At 62.2% G+C, this 22,127-nt stretch carries 17 protein-coding genes and 2 tRNA genes; 13 read left to right on the top strand and 6 right to left on the bottom strand.

What is annotated here, in order from left to right:
- Positions 1-36 precede the first annotated feature (36 nt).
- Positions 37-3,444: an SCO7613 C-terminal domain-containing membrane protein gene (locus HCR84_RS09240; RefSeq protein ID WP_166983770.1), complete on the bottom strand. Its 3,408-nt coding sequence runs from the start codon at positions 3,442-3,444 to the stop codon at positions 37-39.
- 106 nt (positions 3,445-3,550) lie between these two features.
- Between HCR84_RS09240 and HCR84_RS09235 the strand changes: the two genes are divergently transcribed.
- A complete protein-coding gene (locus tag HCR84_RS09235; protein ID WP_166983769.1) occupies positions 3,551-4,081 on the top strand; it encodes a gamma carbonic anhydrase family protein in 531 nt (176 codons plus the stop codon).
- 7 nt (positions 4,082-4,088) lie between these two features.
- On the opposite strand, the gene HCR84_RS09230 is transcribed toward HCR84_RS09235, so the two are convergent.
- Together HCR84_RS09230 and HCR84_RS09225 are read right to left on the bottom strand one after the other, a co-directional pair.
- Entirely contained in the window at positions 4,089-4,274 is a 186-nt protein-coding gene (locus tag HCR84_RS09230) for a hypothetical protein (protein ID WP_166983768.1), read from the bottom strand.
- Between the two features lie 61 nt (positions 4,275-4,335).
- A tRNA-Gly gene (locus HCR84_RS09225) sits at positions 4,336-4,409 on the bottom strand.
- A gap of 191 nt (positions 4,410-4,600) precedes the next feature.
- On the opposite strand from HCR84_RS09225, the gene HCR84_RS09220 reads away from it, so the two are divergent.
- From HCR84_RS09220 to HCR84_RS09195, 6 genes are all read left to right on the top strand, one after another.
- Positions 4,601-4,678: transfer RNA gene (locus HCR84_RS09220), tRNA-Pro, on the top strand.
- A 51-nt stretch (positions 4,679-4,729) separates the two neighbouring features.
- Positions 4,730-6,079 carry a trigger factor gene (gene tig / locus HCR84_RS09215; RefSeq protein ID WP_195706619.1) on the top strand — a complete coding sequence of 450 codons (1,350 nt, stop codon included), beginning with the start codon at positions 4,730-4,732 and terminating at the stop codon, positions 6,077-6,079.
- Between the two features lie 150 nt (positions 6,080-6,229).
- Positions 6,230-6,823 carry an ATP-dependent Clp protease proteolytic subunit gene (locus tag HCR84_RS09210; protein ID WP_166983767.1) on the top strand — a complete coding sequence of 198 codons (594 nt, stop codon included), beginning with the start codon at positions 6,230-6,232 and terminating at the stop codon, positions 6,821-6,823.
- A 19-nt stretch (positions 6,824-6,842) separates the two neighbouring features.
- A complete protein-coding gene (locus HCR84_RS09205; protein ID WP_166983766.1) occupies positions 6,843-7,511 on the top strand; it encodes an ATP-dependent Clp protease proteolytic subunit in 669 nt (222 codons plus the stop codon).
- Positions 7,512-7,654: 143 nt separating this feature from the next.
- Positions 7,655-8,923 carry an ATP-dependent Clp protease ATP-binding subunit ClpX gene (gene clpX, locus HCR84_RS09200; RefSeq protein WP_166983765.1) on the top strand — a complete coding sequence of 423 codons (1,269 nt, stop codon included), beginning with the start codon at positions 7,655-7,657 and terminating at the stop codon, positions 8,921-8,923.
- Positions 8,924-8,986: 63 nt separating this feature from the next.
- On the top strand, positions 8,987-9,817 hold the full coding sequence (locus HCR84_RS09195) for a methyltransferase domain-containing protein (protein ID WP_166983764.1): 831 nt from the start codon (positions 8,987-8,989) through the stop codon (positions 9,815-9,817).
- Here HCR84_RS09195 and HCR84_RS09190 read toward each other — a convergent pair.
- Positions 9,814-10,074: a hypothetical protein gene (locus HCR84_RS09190; protein WP_166983763.1), complete on the bottom strand. Its 261-nt coding sequence runs from the start codon at positions 10,072-10,074 to the stop codon at positions 9,814-9,816. The two genes, HCR84_RS09195 and HCR84_RS09190, sit on opposite strands and share 4 nt — an antisense overlap.
- 8 nt (positions 10,075-10,082) lie before the next feature.
- Entirely contained in the window at positions 10,083-12,659 is a 2,577-nt protein-coding gene (gene valS, locus HCR84_RS09185; protein ID WP_166983762.1) for a valine--tRNA ligase, read from the bottom strand.
- A gap of 182 nt (positions 12,660-12,841) precedes the next feature.
- Here valS and HCR84_RS09180 point away from each other — a divergent pair, with 182 nt between their 5' ends.
- The 6 genes from HCR84_RS09180 (at position 12,842) to ndk (ending at position 21,339) form a co-directional block, all read left to right on the top strand.
- Positions 12,842-14,947 carry an acyltransferase family protein gene (locus HCR84_RS09180; RefSeq protein ID WP_166983761.1) on the top strand — a complete coding sequence of 702 codons (2,106 nt, stop codon included), beginning with the start codon at positions 12,842-12,844 and terminating at the stop codon, positions 14,945-14,947.
- A 125-nt stretch (positions 14,948-15,072) separates the two neighbouring features.
- On the top strand, positions 15,073-15,618 hold the full coding sequence (locus tag HCR84_RS09175; protein ID WP_244972453.1) for a TetR/AcrR family transcriptional regulator: 546 nt from the start codon (positions 15,073-15,075) through the stop codon (positions 15,616-15,618).
- A 234-nt stretch (positions 15,619-15,852) separates the two neighbouring features.
- On the top strand, positions 15,853-19,209 hold the full coding sequence (gene ileS / locus HCR84_RS09170; protein ID WP_166983759.1) for an isoleucine--tRNA ligase: 3,357 nt from the start codon (positions 15,853-15,855) through the stop codon (positions 19,207-19,209).
- Positions 19,202-20,569 (top strand): bifunctional folylpolyglutamate synthase/dihydrofolate synthase, encoded by a 1,368-nt coding sequence (locus HCR84_RS09165; RefSeq protein ID WP_166983758.1) that lies wholly within the window; start codon positions 19,202-19,204, stop codon positions 20,567-20,569. The genes ileS and HCR84_RS09165 overlap by 8 nt, the downstream gene beginning before the upstream one ends.
- Complete coding sequence (locus HCR84_RS09160) at positions 20,566-20,922, top strand: DUF4233 domain-containing protein (RefSeq protein ID WP_166983757.1); 357 nt, start codon at positions 20,566-20,568, stop codon at positions 20,920-20,922. Before HCR84_RS09165 ends, HCR84_RS09160 begins: the two co-directional genes overlap by 4 nt.
- A complete protein-coding gene (gene ndk / locus HCR84_RS09155; RefSeq protein WP_166983756.1) occupies positions 20,923-21,339 on the top strand; it encodes a nucleoside-diphosphate kinase in 417 nt (138 codons plus the stop codon). It abuts the gene before it with no gap.
- A 63-nt stretch (positions 21,340-21,402) separates the two neighbouring features.
- Here ndk and HCR84_RS09150 read toward each other — a convergent pair whose 3' ends face one another.
- Positions 21,403-22,011, bottom strand: coding sequence for a vitamin K epoxide reductase family protein (locus tag HCR84_RS09150; RefSeq protein WP_244972452.1), 609 nt, complete (start codon positions 22,009-22,011; stop codon positions 21,403-21,405).
- Positions 22,012-22,127 lie beyond the last annotated feature (116 nt).

Genomic DNA, 22,127 nt, shown 5'->3' with positions numbered 1-22,127 from the left:
TGGCTCACCTTCCTGAGGTGAGGCACACCTGTGTTGTCAGCGCAGCTGGGCGACACTGCGCAGAGCACGCGCAAACGGCATACTCGGCAGATGCGCAACCACCGCGGCGATGGCCAGGAGCGCGGCGACGGCGAGCACAGCAGTCCAGCCCGGGACGACAGCAGTGATTGCGGGCCACGCGAGCGTCAGGATAATGATGACAGCGGCAATGCTCGCGGCGATGATCGGGGCTTTGAGTCTGGTCACAACGCCGAACGCAGCTGTCGCAGAAATGCAGACAACAAGCCAGGCGATGCGGATGGGCGCCGGTTCGGTAAGGCTCTGCAGAAGACTGGGGAGAATGATCACCCCGAGCGGTATGCCGAGGGTTCGCCACGAGGTTGCCTGTGCGTCTGCATGCAGAACCCTCAGATTGACGGCGACGGCGAGGAGCCCTGCGGGAACCGAAATGAACTCGACGGCGGTGTGGCCACCCGTGATCGTGCCGACGGCGAGAAAAGCGGTGCCGAGCGTCGCCATCCAGCTGACGAGAGCGTGTGCTCGAGAGCCGCGAGCGAGGGGGTACGCCAAAAACCCGGTTGTTCCCAGCGCGACGATCACGAGCATCCACCATGGTGCCTCTGCGACGGCGACGATATTGGCAAAAGGCAGGGACAACAGCAGGGGAGCGCTGGCGAGAGCGGCAAAGGCCGGCCTCGCCTGCGGCTGCTCCATGCGCAGCCAGAGTGCGGCGAAGATCGTCAGCAGCGCTGCGCCGCCGAGGCTCCACGTGAGAAGTTCGTCGAACCTGTCTGTGACCCGCGCGACAAGAGCGAACGAGCGGATGCCTGTTGTGAATGCCGCGGTGAGCAGACCTGCGGTCCAGAGCCAGAGAGCGAGGTGGATGCCGCGGATGAGGGGAGGCAGAAAGGCGCCGAGGCACGCGAGAACCGTTGCCATGAGCAGAACGAGAAGGGCTTGGCCTGTCGGTCCGCTCTGGCTCACCGCAATGGAGGGAACGAGAAATATCGCGAGCGAGCCGATGGTCAGGAGGTTTCGTCCGGGAGGTACCGGAGTATGGGGAGCGGGGCGACGGGAGGCGACAACTGCGAGAGCTGCGCAGACCAGCATCGCCATGGCGAGTGCATAGAGCTCGACGCCGTTGGCGCCCCGTGAGGCGAGTGTCAGCCAAATGGCGCCGGCAAACGGTGGGATGCACGCCCAGACGAGGTTTCTGCGTCGACGCGAGCCGCGGCTGATCGAGCCTTCCCCCAAGGAGAAAAGCACAGGAAGCACTCCGAGCATGACGAGGTTCAACGCACCGAACTCACTCGTCGTCAGTGCGGCGGGCACGGTGACGATTGATGTCAGGGCAATGGCGGAATCCCAGCCGAGGCGCGCCGGATGGGAGCGTGGCTCGCCCCGGGGCGAGGGGGTGTCGCGAAAGAGCAGAATTCCCACCCCGGCGAGAAGCACGGAGATGCTGACGGCCAAGAGCTCGGGAGCACCCCAGATCGCGGGGCCGAAGTGACGCCAGGACTCGACAGCGAGCAGCACCGCAGTGGGGGGAGTGAGCACCGCGGTCACGTATCGAGCGACGCTGTGCTTCTCGCTCCGCGAGACCTGCCATGAGAGCTCGGCGACGAGAACGCAGGCCAGTGCGAAGACAAGATCGCGTTCCGCCGTCTGGATCGACAGCGTTGCGAGGCTGCCGATGCCGATCACCGCCGCGAGGGACGAGAGCACAGACATCGCTGCTGCTTCGGTCGCCGGGAGCCGGCGCCCGAGAACGGCGGTGACAACGAGGACCGCCGAAGCTGCGACGACGGTGGCCAGAGCGGATGCCGCTGCCGGCTCCGCGAAGAGATCCGGCAGCCACAGCGGAATCCACCGGGCAGTGAAGATCAGAAAGATCACAAGGGATGCCGTGATCGCCGGGCCGATCGCGCCTCGGTCCGTGCGCCCGATGCGTCGCGGAATTGCCGCCCTCAGGGCACCGAGGCTCGCGACGGCGACGACCGCCGCAACCGGCCAGACGTCGGCGCTGTTTCCGCCGACGACGAATGATGAGGCTGAGCCGAGGAAAGCAAGCGTGATCAGCGCGACTCGGCGGCCACGACGTGGGCGCAGCACGATGAAAAGCGCCGTCGCGGACACAGCGAGTACGCACGAGGAGAGCACGGACGCGACGATCGTCGGCGCTGTGGCGTGGGCGATAAGGAGCGTCACGCCCCCGAGGGCAAGCGGAAGCCAGCTGAATACGCCGAGGCGTCCCCACAGGTGAAGCGTCACGGCCGTTGCAATGGTGAGCACCGCGGGACTGATCCAGATGTACGGACTGACGTCTGGGTACACCAATGTGTGCTCGCTGACCGCTGACACCGAGAAGTTCGGCACGGCAATGCGTGACCCCGTTTCGATCACGCCGATTCCCAGTGCAGGAACGACAGTCAACGCGCAGACAACGAGGGTGACAAGGCCCGCGACGCGAAGTCCAGGCGCGCTGCGGTGGTACTGAAATCGCCAGGCGACAGTCGCGAGGGCAATCGCACCCACGGCGGTGAGGCAGGCGACGACGTCGATCTGGCGTGCGAACGAGGCGAAGTGAACGGCGGGTGCCGCCGCGGCACCCGCAACGGCAAGTCCAAGGCCCACCGCCGCTGCTGTCTTCCAGGCCCCGAGCTCACGAGCGAGTGCTGGTCTGTCGTTCACCACCTGGATCGGCATCGTCTTCGGCGCTGCGCCGTCGCGTTCTGTTGTCGCGACAGGAGACAAGAAGAGATGAAGTGCGAACGCCCCTGCCGTGATCAGAAACGCCAGAGATGTTCCCCACGTGAGGCGGGGCCAGGTTGTCGCGGCAAGCGCCAGAACGAGCAGGCACGCCAGGGCGGCCAGCGCTCTCACAGTGACGCGAGTTGATCGAGAATGCCGAAACAGCGGCCAAGCCGCGCTGGCGTAGGCGACGAGAAGCGTCCCTACCCATGCGCGTGACTCCGCTGCCGCGAAGGGAAAGAGCGAGATGCCGATGCCCAGAAGCGCGACGGCGGCGGCGAGCGCGCTCAGGGTCGTGTACGTGCGCGACGTGGTGAAGTGGGCTGCCGCGAGAAGCAGCACGGCGAGCACTCCGTTTATCGCAGCGATGAACGTCCAGACGGGAACAGCAGAGACAACGTCGACGTCTCCCAGTCGCAGGCTCCATTGGCTGAAGACCAGGGGGAGAAGCGATGCGAGCACGGCAACGGCGGCAAACGCGCGGCGCCCGGCGCGCGTTGCGGCGCGAACCGCGAAGGTAACTCCGCCGGCGAACGCGAGGCTGAGTGGAATGTGCCAGATCGGAGGTACCAGTGTGGCGAGCACGAGGATCAGCGCGCAGGAGGAGAGCGAGACGCCCACACTGCCGACGAGGGTCGCCATGCGCCGACGACGCAGCGCCTGGGGCATCCCCGGCCGCGCGTCTCGTGTCATACCTCAATGATGGCGGAGAAGTCGGCGCGCCCGCGGCCCGCGCGCCGTCGAACGAGATCCGGATGGAGAAACGAAGGGGGGCCGTGACAGCAACTACCCTGGAAGCATGACGATCAGCGATCCAGCATCCGTAATCTCACTGCCGAATGGTCCTGGCCCGACTATCGCCGAGACGGCATTCGTCGCACCCGGTGCGAAGGTTGTCGGAAATGTGACGCTGGGCGAAGACTCGGGAGTCTGGTACAACGCCGTTCTTCGCGGCGACTCCGACTCCATTTCGATCGGTGCGCGCAGCAACCTTCAAGACGGTGTCGCCGTGCATGTGGATGCGGGGTCACCGACCGTCATCGGTGACGACGTATCTGTCGGACACAACGCCGTGGTGCACGGGTGCACAATCGGAGACACTGTCCTCGTGGGAATGGGCGCTGTCGTTCTGAGCGGCGCCGTCATCGGCGACGAGGTTCTCATTGCGGGCGGTGCCGTCGTGCTCGGAGGAACGGTTGTGCCGTCTGGCTCGCTTGTCGCGGGTGTGCCTGCGAAAGTCCGACGAGAGCTCACTGACGACGAAATTGCCTCGATTCGCGCGAATGCCGAGCACTATGTTGGCAACGCGCGCCTTCACAGCGCACGGTGAGGACTGCCTAGTTCTTTTCGATGCGCTTGAGGCGACGGCGATGAGCACCCATCGCCGAGCCGAGGCAGACGACGCAGGCGATCATGAGCATCGTTCCCGGTCCGAACCGACCGATTCCGAGCAGAACGCCTCCGACGAGAAAACAGACGACGCCAGCGACGGTCCAGATCTTCTCGAGACGCGGAAGCTTCATGCCTGCCTGCTCCTGTCGCCGGTGATGTGGTGTCGCTGACCGCACGTCGAACGGTGTTACATGGAGGGGATGACGAGAATCGAACTCGCACCATCAGTTTGGAAGACTGAGGCTCTACCATTGAGCTACATCCCCATGCCGGGGCACTCGAATATCGTAGTACACGTTTCACGATCTCGCGTACACTGATGTCGCTGTCGAGGTTCAACGCCGTGGTCTCATCTCGTCCGATGCGGTAATTGAGCCCGAACGAAGTACAGTAGAATGCTTGAGGTCAATTCGCCTGCTTATGCCTTGGTGAAGGTCCACATCCGGTTCGTTTGCGCCGGGGCGTAGCTCAGCTTGGCTAGAGCGCCCGCTTTGGGAGCGGGAGGTCGCAGGTTCGAATCCTGTCGCCCCGACCACGTACGTCCTCGTTCGAGGTAAGAATCCAAATCACAGGAGAACGCATAATCGTGAAGACCACGGTCGAAAAGCTGAACCCGACCCGGGTGAAGCTCACTATCTCGGTTCCCCCCGAGGAGCTCAAGCCAAGCATCACCAGCGCCTACTCGGCGATCGCGGAGCAGATCTCGATCCCCGGCTTCCGCAAGGGCAAGGTTCCCCCGGCGATCATTGATCAGCGTGTCGGCAAGGGTGCGGTTATCGAGCAGGCGGTCAGTGAAGGCCTCGATGAGATTTATCGCAAGGCTGTTGCCGAAGAGGATATCAAGACCCTCGGCCGTCCCGAGGCTGACGTCACAGAGTGGCCGAGCGACAAGGACTTCTCTGGCGATCTGATCGTCAGCGTCGAGGTTGACGTTCGTCCCGAGTTCGAGATTCCCGAATACGAGGGTCTCAAGGTCGAGGTGGAGCCTGCAGAGGTAACCGATGCCGACATCGACACCTCTCTCGATGAGCTCAGGACACGGTTCGGCACACTCGTTTCTGTCGACCGCCCCGCGAAGACGGGTGACTTCGTGCAGATTGACCTGTCAGCGACGATCGATGGCGAAGAAGTCGATTCCGCAAGCGGCGTTTCGTATGAGGTTGGTTCAGGCGAGCTCCTTGAAGGCATGGATGAGGCCGTAGATTCCCTCACAGCCGGTGAGAGCACGACTTTCTCGTCGCCGCTTCTCGGTGGCGAGCACCAGGGTGAGAACGCCGAAGTTGCCGTGACGGTCAGCGCCGTCAAGGAGCGCGAACTCCCCGAGGCCGATGACGACTTCGCGCAGATTGCCAGCGAGTTCGACACCATCGGCGAACTTCGCGAGAGCCTCGTCGAGCAGGTGAAGAGCCAGAAGACATTCGGGCAGGGAACCGAGGCCCGCACGAAGGCAGTGGATCTTCTGCTCGACGCTGTCGAGATTCCGGTTTCCCAGAACCTCATCGACGCTGAGGTGGAGCGTCACCTTGAGAGTGAGGGTCGCCTTGAAGACGACGAGCACCGCGCAGAGGTGAGCGAGTCGAGCGAGAAGACCTTCCGCACCCAGCTGCTTCTCGACGCAATCGTCGAAAAGGAGAACGTGCAGGTGAGCCAGGAAGAGCTCACCCAGTACCTGATCCAGGGCGCGTCGCAGTACGGCATGGAGCCGGGCGAGTTCATCAAGGTTCTCGATGAGAACGGTCAGATCCCGCAGATGGTTGGCGAGGTTGCTCGCAACAAGGCGATCGCCGTGGTTCTCGGCAAGTCTGAGATCGTTGACACGGCCGGCGCTGCTGTCGATCTGACAGGGTTCCTCCCGCCTGCCGAGGACGACGCTCCTGAGGCTGACGACGAGGCATCGGATGCCGAGGAAGCTCCTGCATCTGACGAAGAGATGTAAGAACCATCGTTCTGGGAACGGGGCCGGGAACCGAAAGGTCCCGGCCCCGTTCCTGTCGGAAGGGATGATCTGCCCACGGCGAACATGACCCGGGTGCAGACCTCTTCTCCACTAGATTCGTACTGTAGCGATAACGAAACGGAGCGCGACATGGCAGAGCCCCTTGTGGCCCAGAGTGTTTTTGACCAGCTTCTGAAAGACCGCATCATCTGGCTTGGTTCAGAAGTGCGCGACGAGAACGCCAATGAGATCTGCGCGAAGATTCTCTTGCTCGCCGCCGATGACCCGAAGCGCGACATCTTCCTGTATATCAACTCGCCCGGTGGTTCGATCACTGCTGGCATGGCAATCTACGACACCATGCAGTATGTGCCGAACGACATCGTGACAGTGGGAATCGGGATGGCAGCGTCAATGGGTCAGCTGTTGCTGACAAGCGGAACGAAGGGTAAGCGGTACATCACGCCGAACGCCCGTGTTCTGCTTCACCAGCCTCACGGTGGCTTTGGCGGAACCGCGAGCGACGTGCAGACCCAGGCTCAGCTGATCCTCGACATGAAGCGCCGTCTCGCAGAGATCACTGCATCTCAGACCGGCAAGAGCGTTGAGCAGATCGACAAGGACGGCGACCGCGATCGCTGGTTCACCGCGGATCAGGCACTCGAATACGGATTCGTCGACCACATCCGCGCGTCGGCAACCGACGTGGCCGGCGGCGGCGGAACCGACAGCTCTCAGAAGTAGTCAGAAGAGGACGACAATAATGCAGACTCCCACATTTGAAGCGGCAGGTCGCTCCCTGCAGATGCCGAGCTCGCGCTATATTCTGCCGAGTTTCGAGGAGCGCACCGCCTACGGTTACAAGCGTCAAGACCCATACGCGAAGCTGTTCGAAGACCGCATCATCTTTCTCGGCGTGCAGGTCGACGACGCGTCGGCTGACGACATCATGGCTCAACTCCTTGTGCTCGAGAGCATGGATCCCGACCGCGAGATCGTGATGTACATCAATTCGCCTGGCGGGTCATTCACCGCGATGACGGCAATCTACGACACCATGCAGTACATCAGGCCGCACGTTCAGACCGTCGTGCTCGGTCAGGCTGCGTCGGCGGCGGCCGTACTGACGGCTGCGGGATCTCCGGGCCGGCGCCTCGCGCTTCCCAACGCCCGTATTCTCATTCACCAGCCCGCCGTCGGTGAGGCGGGCCAGGGCCAGGCCTCAGACATCGAGATTCAGGCAGCAGAGATCATGCGGATGCGTACCTGGCTTGAGGAGACGCTTGCCCGTCATTCGAACCGCTCGCAGGAGCAGGTGCACACTGATATCGACCGCGACAAGATTCTGTCGGCCGAGGAAGCGCTTGAGTACGGTTTGATCGATCAGGTGCTCACCAGTCGGAAGAATGCGCCCGCGGCGCTGACGCCGTAGAAGTGTGATCATGAGAAACGGCGGTGGGCGCTCGCCTGTCGCCGTTTCTTCGTATGACACACACGCGACACAGTTCGCGTGCGATGTCGGTCGAAGAGGTTAGGCTCGTTACATGCACAGCATCCAATTGAGGAGGCACGCCAATGGCGCGAATCGGTGAGAGTGCCGACCTGCTGAAGTGCTCCTTCTGCGGCAAGAGCCAGAAGCAGGTTCAGCAGCTGATCGCGGGCCCAGGGGTCTATATCTGCGATGAGTGCGTTGAGCTCTGCAACGAAATCATTGAGGAACGTCTCGCCGAAGCAGGCGAGTCGGCGACGGGCGAGTTCGAGCTGCCCAAACCGCGCGAGATCTTCGACTTCCTTGAAGAGTACGTGATCGGGCAAGAACCAGCCAAGCGTTCCCTCGCTGTGGCGGTGTATAACCACTACAAGCGAGTCAAGGCACGCACGACGCTGACCAGCGCCGACAGCATGAACGACGATGTCGAGATCGCCAAGAGCAACATTTTGATGGTGGGGCCGACAGGGTGCGGTAAGACATATCTTGCGCAGACGCTCGCGAAGCAGCTCAACGTTCCGTTCGCTGTCGCCGACGCGACAGCGCTCACTGAAGCGGGCTATGTGGGTGAGGATGTCGAGAACATTCTGCTCAAACTTTTGCAGGCTGCGGATTATGACGTCAAGCGTGCCGAGACGGGAATTATCTACATCGATGAGATCGACAAGATCGCGCGAAAGGCCGAGAACCCGTCGATCACGCGAGATGTGTCTGGCGAGGGCGTGCAGCAGGCGCTTTTGAAGATTCTCGAGGGTACGGTTGCCTCGGTTCCGCCGCAGGGCGGCCGGAAGCATCCGCATCAGGAATTCATCCAGATTGACACGACGAACGTTCTCTTCATCGTGGCTGGAGCATTTGCTGGGCTCGAAGACATCGTGTCATCGCGTGCGGGCAAGCGCGGAATCGGCTTCGGTGCGCCCTTGCATTCGCAAGACGACAACGCTGACCTGTTCAGCGAAGTGCTTCCCGAAGACCTTCACAAGTTCGGTCTCATTCCTGAGTTTATCGGTCGACTGCCGGTGCTGACGACAGTGACCTCGCTCGACCAGCATGCGCTCATGCAGATCTTGACGGAGCCTCGCAACGCTCTCGTCAAGCAGTTTGAGCGGATGTTCGAGCTCGATGGAGTCGAACTCGAGTTTGAGCGAGACGCACTCGAGGCGATCGCCGATCTTGCTGTTGAGCGCAAGACCGGAGCGCGTGGACTCCGGGCGATTCTGGAAGACGTGCTCGGGCCGATCATGTTCGACGTGCCATCAAGTGACAACATCTCTCGAGTGATCATCACTCGAGAGTCGGTCACCGATGGAGCGGAGCCGATCTTCGAGGCACATCGACGCGAGAAGTCCGCCTAGCCGTCGCACGCGGTCGCTGCCGCGGTGGCGAGGCGTCACGTGCGACGCGAGTAGCCTTGGTGCATGAGCGCACATGACCCTTATGTTCACGGGCATCACGAGAGTGTTGTTCGTTCGCATGCCCGACGCACGGTGGAGGACTCCGCGGCGTATCTCATTCCGCATCTCTCGCGAGGAATGCGGGTTCTCGATGTGGGAAGCGGTCCGGGGACGATCACTGTCGACCTCGCCCGCAGAGTCCATCCTGGCCTGGTGCGCGGCATAGACGTGGAACCGACGATGGCCGAGCGCGCCACAGGCCTCGCGGAGTCGCAGGGCATCGAGAACGTGGAATTCGACACCGGAAGCGGCTACGAGATCGATTCGCCCGACGATACGTTCGATCTCGTGCACGCACACCAGGTTTTGCAGCATGTTTCAGACCCGAGCAGAGTGATGGCCGAGATGCTTCGAGTTGTCAAACCGGGAGGACTCGTCGCTGTGCGCGATGCGATCTATTCGGGCACCGTGTGGTATCCCGATAGCGAAGGACTCGATAGCTGGCGCTCCACGTACCTGTCCGCCGCGCGGTATGCGCACGGTGATCCCGATATCGGCAGACGGCTCCGGGCAATCGCGCTGCACGCGGGCGCGACAATCGTGGCGTCATCGGCATCCGTGTGGTGCTACTCGGCTGAAGACGAGCGCGAGAGCTGGGGAAGCGCCTGGGCAGAACGCGCCACCGACTCGCACTTTGCCGTGATGGCCGTGGAGTCTGGAGCTGCGCAGGCTGACGACCTCCACTCCATGTCACGCGCGTGGCGAAAGTGGGCGCGTGACGAGAGCGGCTGGTTTGCTATCCCGCACGGCGAGGTCATTGCGCGCAAAGAAGCGGCGCCTGCGCCAACGGCTTAATAGTCGTCGTTCTCGCCCGTGTCTGTATCTTGACGGACGGTCGCCGTGTCTTCAGCGCTGTTGTACGTGACAACGGTTCCATCGTCGAGTTCGACAACAGGGCGCCGCTCTAACCAGGTGAGCGTCCACGCCCACGACTCGACGGGCACGGCGTCGGCGCGAAGCTCCGCCTCGACGTCGCGAATGGCGCTCGCGACGACGGGCGGCAGATCCGCTGGAACATCGGCGCCGACGGCCCAACGCTTCCCTAACTGCATATGCTCTCCTATGCCTCGGCGGACGGCGCCAGCACGATTTCGGTGACGGCGATGTCATCACCGGCTGTGAACGTGAGGTCGGCGATGCGGCCGACAGCTGCGAGGTCTGCGCCGGCGGCTTCAAGCGAGGAGATCTTCTCGGACGGGGCCGCAATCGTGGCACGCTCGACAGCGACCTTTTGAGACACCTTGGCATCAGTCTTGGCGCGGCGAATTCCGATAAGCGCCGTACCCGTGAGCGTCAGAATATCTTCGTCGCCGTTGACCGCCAACTCATCCGCCGTTGGCCACGGGGCACGATGCACCGAGCCCTCGTTCCACCAGGACCAGGCCTCCTCCGTTGCGAACGGCACGAAAGGGGCAAACAAGCGCAGCAGCGTCGCAAGCGCCTGCCGAAGTGCCGAGACGGCGGACGCCCTCGCCGGATTGGAGGTGTCGTACGCACGCTCCTTCACCAACTCGAGGTAATCGTCACAGAATGTCCAGAAGAAGCTCTCTGTCACTTCAAGGGCACGAGCGTGATCGTACGACTCGAGTGCCGAGGATGCCTCCGCGGTCACGCGCTTGAGCGTGGCCAGCATGCTTCTGTCGAGCGGTTCGGTCACCTCAACAGCATCCGTCCCTTCGAATCCCAGAATGAACTTCGATGCGTTGAGAATCTTGATGGCCAGACGCCGGCCGATCTTGATCTGCGTCGGGTTCTGCGGGTCAAACGCGGCATCCGTGCCAAGGCGAGAAGACGCTGCCCAGTAGCGCACGGCGTCTGAGCCGTGCGTCACGAGCATGTCGGCAGGCGTGACAACGTTGCCCTTCGACTTCGACATCTTCTTGCGGTCGGGGTCGACGATGAAACCGGAAATTGCTGCATGCATCCACGGCTTCTCGTTGTCTTCGAGCACGGAGCGCAGCATTGTCGAGAACAGCCAGGTTCGAATGATGTCCTGGCCCTGGGGGCGCAGGTCATACGGGCGAACAAGGCTCCACAGCTCGGGGTCGCGCTCCCAGCCGCCAGCGATCTGAGGAGTGAGCGAGGATGTCGCCCATGTGTCGAGCACGTCAACTTCACCGATGAAACCACCGGGTTCGCCCCGCTGCGACTCGTCGAATCCGGGCGCAGCATCGCTTGACGGATCAACGGGAAGGGCAGCGATACCCGCCGCGATGGGGGAGTCGTAGTCCGCCTCTCCCTGGTCATTGAGCGGGTACCACAGAGGAATCGGCACGCCGAAGAAGCGCTGGCGTGAGACCAGCCAGTCGCCGCTGAGCCCACCGACCCAGTTCTCGTAACGCACGCGCATGAAGTCGGGGTGCCAATTCAGCTCAGCGCCGAGCTCGAGAAGCCGAGCCTTGAGCTTTTCGTCGCGCGCGCCGTTCGCGATGTACCACTGCCGTGTGGAGACGATCTCGAGCGGTTTGTCGCCCTTCTCGAAGAACTTCACGGGGTGGGTGATCTGCTTCGGTTCACCGATGAGGTCGCCGGACTCTGTGAGCTGGCGAACGACCTCCTTCTTGGCGGAGAACACCGTCTTGCCGATGAGCTCGGCAAAGGCATCGCGCCCGTGCTGCGTCGTGATCGCGTCGGGGGTCTCGTCGATGATGCGTCCGTCGAAACCGATGATGGCGCGGTTCGGCAGGTTGAGCTCGCGCCACCACACAACGTCAGTGATGTCACCGAACGTGCAGATCATGGCGATTCCAGCGCCCTTGTCTGGCTGGGCAAGGTGGTGTGCGAGCACGGGCACCTCCACGCCGAACACCGGGGTGGTCACCGTTGTGCCAAAGTACGGCTTGAACCGCTCGTCATCCGGGTGTGCGACGAGGGCCACACACGCGGGAAGCAGCTCAGGGCGCGTCGTCTCGATTTCAATCGTTCCGCCGTCTGGCCGGTGGAATGAAAGTCGATGGTACGTTCCGGGCTGGTCTTTGTCTTCCAGCTCCGCTTGCGCCACGGCTGTGCGGAAGGTGATGTCCCAGAGCGTTGGTGCCATCGCCTGATACGCTTCGCCGCGCTGCAGGCTGTTCAGGAACGCTCGCTGGCTGATGGCGAGCGATTCGTCACCGATCGTGCGATAGCTCTGCGACCAGTCAACGGAGAGACCGAGCCTGCGCCACACGTCTTCGAACTGCTTTTCATCGTCAACGGTCAGCTTCTCGCAGAGCTCGATGAAGTTGCGGCGTGAGATCGGCTGCTGGTCGGCCGCTTTGATGCTCTTTCCGTCGCCGTTGTGTGGCGGCACGAAGTCTGCGTCGTAGGGGAGTGACGGGTCGCAACGCACGCCATAGTAATTCTGCACACGGCGCTCGGTCGGCAACCCGTTGTCGTCCCACCCCATCGGATAGAAAACGTTCTTCCCCGACATGCGCTGGAAGCGCGCGATGACATCGGTGTGGGTGTAACTGAACACGTGCCCGATGTGGAGAGATCCGGATGCTGTCGGAGGTGGTGTGTCGATCGAGTAGACGCACGCACGCCCGCCCCCTGCAGCGGCTGTTCTGTCGAATCGGTAGGTGCCGCTCGTCTCCCAGGCGGACGCCCAGGTCTCTTCGAGCCCCTCGAGCGCTGGCTTGTCGGGAACAGTAGTCATCGTCGTATCTCCGATTCGATATAGACGGCACCGTGTGAACGTGCCTGGAAAGTGTGTTCACCCATCGTAGCCTCCCGGCGCCACTGCACGGAATGCGAGCACTTCCTGAATGCTCTCTGAGCATCGTCGGCACAGTTGACCCCTAAAGTGGGGGTAGTCGACGAATGGCTGGTGATCCACTCATGTCTCAGAAGACGAGCGGACGCACGACCGGAGTGCGGACCGATATACAGGGCCTGCGGGCCGTTGCCGTAGGCATTGTTGTGGTTTTCCACTTCGTCCCGGCCGCGTTGCCCGGCGGTTACGTCGGGGTTGACGTCTTTTTCGTGATCTCTGGGTTTCTGATCACGGCGCATCTTCTGCGCGAAATCGACACGAGTTCAAGGGTCGATCTGCCCCGTTTCTGGGCGCGCCGTGCGCGACGGCTGCTGCCAGCCGCACTGCTCGTGCTTGTGCTCACTGTTGGCGCCGTCTGGATGATTGTGCCAACGGGGTTCAAGCCGAGCTTTCTCAATCAGGTGGCGGCGTCAGCGTTGTACGGGCAGAACTGGGTGCTCGCCGATCAGGCCGTTGACTATATGGCGGCAGAGGCCCAGGCCTCCCCGGTGCAGCACTACTGGTCACTGTCAACGGAGGAGCAGTTCTACATTCTGTGGCCGCTTCTGATGGTCGCTGCGTTGTGGATCGCTTCGCGACGGCGCAGTACCCACCCGCACCGTGCAATCGGAATCACCATCGGCGTCGTCGCCGTGCTCTCGTTTGGCTGGTCCGTGTGGCAAACGGCTTTCGACCCCTCCGCCGCATACTTCGTTACGACGACACGTGCCTGGGAATTCGCGCTCGGCGGTCTGACTGCCCTTGCCGTCGTCTCGCGACCGGCTTTCTTCGAGGCGATACCCGCGCACATCCGCAGCGGAATGGCCTGGCTCGGCATTGGCGGCATCTTCGTGAGCGCCGTGGTCTACACGGGGGAGACCCCGTTTCCCGGGTACACGGCGCTGCTCCCCGTTCTCGCGACGATCGCCGTGATCATTGCCCACGACCCGGTCACCGCATGGTCGCCACGCGGCCTTCTCGCTGTGCGACCGGTGCAGTGGCTTGGAGACGTCTCGTACAGTGTGTACCTCTGGCATTTTCCCCTGGTGATTCTTGCCCCGTTTGTTCTGAAGCGGGCGCTCACCGGTATTGACCTCCTCGTCATCACCGCGATTACGCTGGCGCTGGCATGGGCATCGAAGAACTGGATTGAGGATCCGGTGCGCATCGGGCTGACGTCTTCGTGGCGTCCGCGTCTCACGTTCGTTGCCACGGCAGCGGCAATGGGCGCTGTTGTCGCTGTCACCTTCACGGGCGTCGGCGCTGCAGACCAACAGGTGAAGGTGAGTCAGAAGAAGCTCGAGACACTCGTCGCAAACCAGGACCCGTGTTTTGGCGGCGCTGCGCTTGAACCAGGCTCCGACTGCGTGGTCGAACCCGATACGGCCGCCGTGCCCGACCCGGCTCTCGTCGACAAGTCACCGGAGCGGTGCATCACCAACACCAGAGACGATGAGCTCAAGGTGTGTGAATACGGCGTCGACGAAGAGGATGCCGATCACGTCATCGCTCTCGTCGGTGATTCTCACGCCGAGCAGTGGCTGAGCGCGATGTCGATGACAGCGGAGAAGAGAGAGTGGCACGTCACAGTGCTGACGAAGGCATCATGCCCCTTCATCGGTGTTCCGCGAGACGAGCCGGAGAAATCGGATGCTGAGGTGGCGACGCTCGTGGAGACGTGCAGCACCTGGAACGACGAGGCGATGGATTATCTCGACGAACACTCGGAGATCGATACCATCGTGACGGCGGCCAAGTCGTCGAACCCGATTGAGCCTGCGGCGGGAGAGTCGTGGCAAGACACGGCGATCTCGGCTTACGAGGAGCGCTGGAGCGAATTGCCCGACAACATCACAAGCGTCATCGCCGTTCGTGACACGCCCAGAATGAGCAGCGACGTTCTCGGATGCGTGACGGTAAATGGCAAGCGCGCCGCTACCGAGTGCGCGGCCTCAGAAGATGACGCGTTCGGTGAGGACCCGCTTGCCGAGGCCGCGAACGAGACCTCAGACTCCCGCGTATCGCTGATCGATATGAGCGGCTACTTCATCGTGGATGGCGAGTGTCCGCCCGTCATCGGAGGAGTGCTTGCTTTCCGAGACACACACCACATCAGCTGGGTGTACTCATCGACCCTCGCCGTTCCGTTCGGCGACAAGATCGATGAGGTTGTCGAAGCCGACGCGAGCTAGAGCGAAAAAGCGACTCTTTCGCTCGGGCCGCAGCCGAGCACTATGGCAGAATAGCGGAGTGATGTGTTGGGGCCAGGATGGCTGAAAAACAGCGCGTAGGTCGGCCGCGGAGGTCGTCTCGACGGATGCTTGAGGAAGCAGCTGCTGAGCTGTTCCTCGAGCAGACGTACGAAGGCACGACGATCGACGACATTGCGAATCGTGCCGGAGTCAGCCGCAACACCTTCTTCAATTATTTTTCGTCGAAGAGCGACGTGCTTTGGGTCGATCTAGATGAGACGGTCAGCGCGCTCGGCGGCATCCTCAGTTCTCGTTCTGCCAACGGGAACGTTCTTGATGATGTCGAGGCTGCGCTCACGAGGGTGGCCTCGGAGCATCCGTCTCATCGGGTTCCGTGGGCACTGACCCAGGTCGACCTCATGGGCACGCGCGACGTGCTGCTGAGCTCAGGAATGGTGCGGCTGCTTGCCGTCACCGAGATGATCTCCTCGTTCATCCGCGGTCGGAGCGGTGCGAATGCGCACGGAGCAACGGTCGCGGGTGCTGTGACGGCGGCCGCTGCCACAGCGGCGGCGCGGTGGGCAGGCGACGGCGTCGGTCGCGGCTCGCTCGATGCATATGTTCGTGAAGCCATCGCCCCCATCGTCACCGGGTTCGCACCGTACTTTTAACGAACGTGGTGCATCCGCTCACACCACACGGGCGCGAACCGTTAGACTTGCACCATCGACAGCGATCCGGGCATCACCGGGGAGTCTTCGGAAGAACAGCACGTGTGCCTAGTAGAACCGAACGGGGCTGGCCCGTCATCGCCAAAGAATGAGTGGCTCGAGAGATCGGGCAAGTGAGGTGGTACCGCGGCGTTGCCGCCCTCGCAGGAGAACATCAGACCTGCCAGGAGCGATATGCCGTACCCCAAGTCAGACGACACAACACACACGGGCGCCGCGTTCGGAGTGACGCCCTCACCGTCATTCCCAGACGTCGAACTCTCTGTGCTCGACTTCTGGGAGAAGGACGGCACGTTCGCTGCATCCATTCAGCAGCGAGAGGGTGCGGCTGAGTGGGTCTTCTACGACGGCCCGCCCTTCGCCAACGGCCTTCCGCACTACGGGCACCTGCTCACCGGATACGCAAAGGACGTGTTTCCGCGCTTCCAGACAATGCGCGGTAAGCAGGTTCATCGACGATTCGGCTGGGACACTCACGGTCTGCCTGCCGAGCTTGAGGCGGAACGCCAGCTGGGCATCACCGATAAGTCCCAGATCGAGGAGATGGGTATCGGGGCGTTCAATGAGGCCGCGCGCTCATCGGTTCTTCACTACACGGGCGAATGGCAGGAGTACGTCACACGCCAGGCCCGATGGGTTGACTTTGAGAACGACTACAAGACGCTTGACATCACATTCATGGAGAGTGTTCTGTGGGCGTTCAAGACGCTGCACGACAAGGGCCTTGCCTATGAGGGGTACCGCGTGCTGCCCTATTGCTGGCGCGACCAGACCCCGCTGTCGAACCACGAGCTTCGCATGGACGACGACGTGTACAAGGACCGCCAGGACCAGACGCTGACGGTGACCTTCCCTCTGACGGGAACGAAGGCCGACGCGCTCGGTCTCGTCGGCGTGAAGGCACTTGCATGGACGACGACGCCGTGGACTCTTCCCACGAACCTCGCGCTCGTTGTCGGGCCTGCAATCGAGTATGCGGTGGTTCCCTCTGGTCCGAACGGCGCGGCAGACCTGAGTTCGACACGCGATGATGCCCAGGAATCGCAGAGCTACCTGTTGGCCTCCGAGCTGGTTGGAGCGCACGCGAAGGAACTCGGCTACGACTCGCCGGAAGCCGCGCGAGACGCTGTTCTGCGCACGATTGCGGGAAGTGATCTCGAGGGAGTGACCTACGAGCGTCTCTTCGACTACTACGCTGACGTCGAAACCTGGCACACCGAGAATGCATGGCAGATCCTCGTCGATGACTACGTGACGACGACAGACGGCACGGGAATCGTGCACCAGGCGCCCGCCTACGGTGAAGACGACCAGCGAGTCTGTGAAGCCGCCGGCATCCCCGTGATTCTCTCGGTCGATGATGCGGGCACGTTCCTGTCCAGCGCCGCGGACGTCTCTGGCGAGCTCTGGTCCGAGGCAAACAAGACACTGGCTCGGATGCTGCGCGATAACGGGCGTGTGCTCAGGCAGGCTAGCTACGTTCACTCGTACCCGCACTGCTGGCGGTGCCGCAATCCGCTCATCTACAAGGCTGTATCGAGCTGGTTCGTCCGCGTCTCCGAGTTTCGCGACCGCATGGTCGAGGTCAACCAGGAGATCAACTGGGTGCCCGAGAACGTCAAGGACGGCCAATTCGGCAAATGGATAGCGAACGCCCGTGACTGGTCGATCAGCCGCAACCGCTACTGGGGATCGCCGATTCCGGTATGGAAGAGCGACGACCCGGAGTTTCCGCGCGTTGACGTGTACGGGTCTCTCGATGAGTTGGAGCGCGACTTCGGTGTGCGTCCCTCAGACCTGCACCGTCCGTACATCGACGAACTGACCAGGCCGAATCCTGATGATCCGACCGGAAAGTCGACCATGCGGCGCATCGAAGATGTGTTTGACGTGTGGTTCGACTCAGGATCGATGCCCTACGCGCAAGTGCACTACCCGTTCGAGAACGGCGAGTGGTTCGATACGCACAATCCTGCTGACTTCATCGTTGAATACATCGGCCAGACGCGTGGGTGGTTCTACCTTCTTCACGTGCTCTCAACGGCGCTCTTTGACAGGCCCGCGTTCAAGAATGTCGTGAGCCACGGCATCGTGCTCGGAAGCGACGGACAGAAGATGTCGAAGTCGCTGCGCAATTACCCCGATGTGAACGAGGTGTTCGATCGCGATGGGTCCGACGCGATGCGCTGGTTCCTCATGTCGAGCTCTGTGCTTCGCGGAGGAAACCTCGTCGTGACCGAAGCGGGAATCCGCGAGGGCGTCAGGCAGCTTCTCCTCCCGCTGTGGAACACCTGGTACTTCTTCTCCCTGTACGCCAACACGGCTATCGATGGCGGTTACGAGGCAGAAGTGAGAACCGATTCGGACGATGTCCTTGACCGGTACATTCTTGCCAAGCTCCGCCAGCTCGTTGAGAGCGTGACGGCGGATCTCGACACCTTCGATTCGACGCTCGCGTCGAACTCGCTGCGTGATTTCGCCGACGTGCTCACCAACTGGTACGTGAGACGATCTCGCGATCGGTTCTGGACGGGTGTGCAGGCTGACGGCACAGGGCGAGAGGCGTTCGACACGCTGTACACGGTGCTCGAAGCGCTCTGTCGGGTTGCCGCGCCCATGCTGCCGCTCGTCACCGAGAAGATCTGGAAGGGTCTGACCGGTGATCGGAGCGTGCACCTCACAGACTGGCCCGATGCCGAGAACTACCCGGCCGATGCTGAACTCGTCGCCGCTATGGATCGCGTGCGCGAGATCAGCTCTGTTGGGCAGGCTCTGCGCAAGCAGGCGGGGCGCCGGGTTCGGCTTCCGCTCGCCGAGCTCACCGTGGTCACTCCGCTCGCCGATGCGTTGAGGCCATTCGAAGATATTCTGCGCGACGAGCTCAACGTCAAGAGCATCAGGCTCGTCTCCCTCACGGATTCAAGCGCCGTCGAGTTCGGCATCACTTCGCGTTTGACGGTCAATGCGCGTGCAGCGGGGCCCCGGCTCGGCAAGAACGTGCAGCAGGTGATCAAGGCGGCGAAGACGGGTGATTGGGCTGAGGCCGGCGGTGTTGTGACGGCCGGAGGCATCGAACTCGCCGAGGGCGAGTACGGCCTCGTGCTTGAGACCGCGGATGCTGGCGAGGGCACCGCGCTCGGGCTGCTCTCGGAGTCGGGATTTGTGCTGCTGGACACGACAACATCGGTGGAGCTTGAGGCCGAAGGTCTCGTCCGCGATATGGTGCGTGCGGTGCAGGACACGCGGAAGGCAGCGGGCTTCGACGTCAGTGATCGAATCAGACTCGATCTCGTCTTCGAGAACGAGTCAGACGCCGACGCCGTCAGGCGGGTCACCGCTGTCAGCCTTGCGGCCGAGACGCTTGCCGTCTCCTTCGACGTGCACATCGAGAAGGATCTCGGCGAGACTGATGTCTCGAGGTCACGAGCTCGCCACGAGCCAGAGCACACTCAATCGGTTGCGGGTGGCGATTTCGCCAATGTCGGCCGCGTCACAATCGCCGTCAGTCGAGTCAAGGAGGCACATGTCTGAGCCAGTCGTCGGAAGCGCCGGGTTCGCTGCGGCTGCAGCGGATGTCATCGCTGAGCTTTTCGCACGCACGGGGGAGGGCCGGCCTCGCCCGCGCCTCGACCCGACGCGCCGTGTTGTTGAACTGCTGGGTGATCCGCAACGAGCGTGCCCCGTGATTCACCTCACGGGCACTAACGGCAAGAGCAGCACGTCTCGGTTCATTGAGAGCATTCTTCGCGTGCATGGATTGCGCACCGGACTTTTCACGAGTCCGCATCTGCGTGTCTTCAATGAGCGAATCACGATTGACGGTGAACCGCTCTCAGACGAGAAGCTCGTCGAGAACTGGCACGACATCAAACCTTACGTCGAGATGGTCGACGCGGAACTGCAGGAGGCGGGCGATGTGCGTCTGACCTTCTTTGAGGCGCTCACGGCGCTCGCGTTCGCGTGCTTCGCAGAGGCTCCCGTCGACGTCGCCATCGTCGAGGTGGGAATGGGCGGCGAGTGGGATTCGACAAACGTGGCAGATGCCTCGGTGGCGGTGTTCACGCCGATCGATATGGACCACAGCGCGACTCTCGGGGGAACGATCGCGGAGATCGCCTCGACAAAGGCAGGGATCATCAAGCCGGGATCGCGTGTGGTTTCGGCCGTGCAGGTCTCGGCGGCGTTGGCGAAAATCGAGCAGGCCGCGGCGAGCGTTGGAGCGCCCCTGGTCCTGGAGAATCGCGACTTCGTCCTCTCGAGTGACATTGTCGCCGTGGGCGGACAGCTCATCACCGTGCAGGGCCGTGCGGCAGCCTACGAAAGTCAGTTCCTTCCGGTCTTCGGAGACCATCAGGGCCACAATGCCGCATTGGCCATCGCCGTCTGTGAGACCTTCCTCGGCGATGGCGCAGTTCCTCTCGACGCTGACGTGCTTGCCCAAGGCCTTGGCGAGGCAACGACCCCCGGTCGCCTTGAGCTCGCAGCAACGCAGCCAACGATCATCATCGACGCAGCACACAACCCGCACGGTGCGCGCTCCCTCGCAGAGGCGCTCGAGCGCTACTTCGACAGTGACCACGTTGCCCTCGTGATCGGTGTGCTTGACGACAAGGATGCTCGAGGCATGCTGAGTCAGCTGCTGCCTCTCGCGGAACGCGTGTTCACCACACAGGTCGAGTCCGAACGTGCTCGTGACGCCGAGGATCTCGCAGCGGAGGTGCTGCGCAGTGATCCAGACAAGCCGGTGCTCTCGTACGACAGTGTTGATGAGTCGCTCAGCGTCGCCCGCGAATGGGCTGGGGAAGAGCCCGGGCGTGTTGTCGTCGTTGCCGGTTCGGTCATTCTCGCCGGCGAGGCTCTGCTCGTCGTCGAGGATCGGGACTGGTCTTGAGGCGAGGAGGGGTCAGGGCGACCCTCGGCTCTATTGTCTTCAGCGCCGAGCTGCTGATCGTCTTTCTCGCCACGCTCGTTGCCTACGGGCTGGACGCGGTGGATCCTGTGACGGCGTTCGTCGCCGGCGGCATCCTCTGTGTTTTGATGGTCGCTGTGATTCCGGTTCTGAGATTTCGCTGGGGCATCGTCTGCGGCTGGGTGCTCCAAGGCGTTATCGTTGCTACCGGCATCGTGATGCCCCTGATGTACGTTGTCGGCGGGTTGTTTCTGATCATGTGGATTTACTGCATGGTCGTCGGCACACGGATTGACAGAGAGAAGAACCACAGGTTCGAGGCAGGAGAAAGCTAAATGGCTGTTGAAGAGACACTTGTTCTGGTGAAGCCGGATGGGGTGGCGCGCAACCTCACCGGCGAGATCCTCCGTCGCATTGAGGCAAAGGGATATTCACTTGTCGATATCCGCATGGTGCCGGCAGACAGAGAGGTTCTCGCCGCTCACTACGCAGAGCACGAGGGCAAGCCGTTCTACGAACCGCTCGTCGAGTTTATGATGTCTGGTCCCGTGGTTGCCCTGCGTGTGGCAGGCGACAGGGTGATCGAGGGTTTCCGATCGCTTGCAGGCGCAACCGATCCCACAAATGCGGCGCCCGGTACCGTTCGGGGAGACCTGGGTCGCGATTGGGGTCTCGCTGTGCAGCAGAACCTCGTTCATGGCTCAGACAGCCCAGAGTCTGCCGAACGTGAACTGAGGCTCTGGTTCAGCTAGCGCATCAGAAGAGGGGCCGCTCCACTTTCCAGGGGTGCGGCCCTTTTGTCTGCGGCTGACCGGCTAGAACAGGGAGCCGATGACGTCGAGCCGTGTCTGCGCGAGAACCGCGATGAGAACGTACGCCAGGAGTGTGATGAGAGGCGTCCAGCCCGACAGTGTCACACCCAACGCCTTCAGTCGCGGTCCGAAGCCGCCGATTTTCAGTACATGGAAGGTGACGGCGAGAAACGACGGAATCGTGACGGACCACGTGAGCATGCACCAGGGGCAGAGTGAGCTTATGACGTAGATGCTCTGCGTGATGAACCAGGCGACAAGGCACACGCCACCGAGAAATCCGGCCCACGTCAGGAGCCAGAACCATCGAGGAAATCGTGCTCCGGAAAGCAACGCGACGCCGAGCACGATGGGGACGACCCAGCAGGCCAGACCGATGATCGGATTGGGAAACCCGAAGACGGCTCCCTGTTCAGATGCCAAGTTCGTGCTGCAGCCGACGAGGATGTTGAAATCACAGCCGAGCTTCGCATCGGGATTCTCAAGTTGGGCGAATTTGTCGAGTGTGAGCGCGAATGCGGCAATCCATCCCACGATGCCGGCAACGATGAGAAAGATTGCCAGAGGAATCGGACGGGCGTCGTCAGGGGGTGCATCGCGCGAAACGTTCACGTTCGGGATTATGGCACAGGCCGCTGTGTCGAGAGCGCATGAGGCGGATCGCGGGGTAACGTGCGATAATGGCACAGTCGTCAGGCGAACCGCGCTTCGCCTCCCGGCAGATAAAG

Source organism: Paramicrobacterium fandaimingii, assembly GCF_011751745.2.
Lineage (GTDB): Bacteria > Actinomycetota > Actinomycetes > Actinomycetales > Microbacteriaceae > Paramicrobacterium > Paramicrobacterium fandaimingii.
Note: the sequence above shows the minus strand (reverse complement) of the source record. Positions and strands in the feature narration are given on the sequence as shown.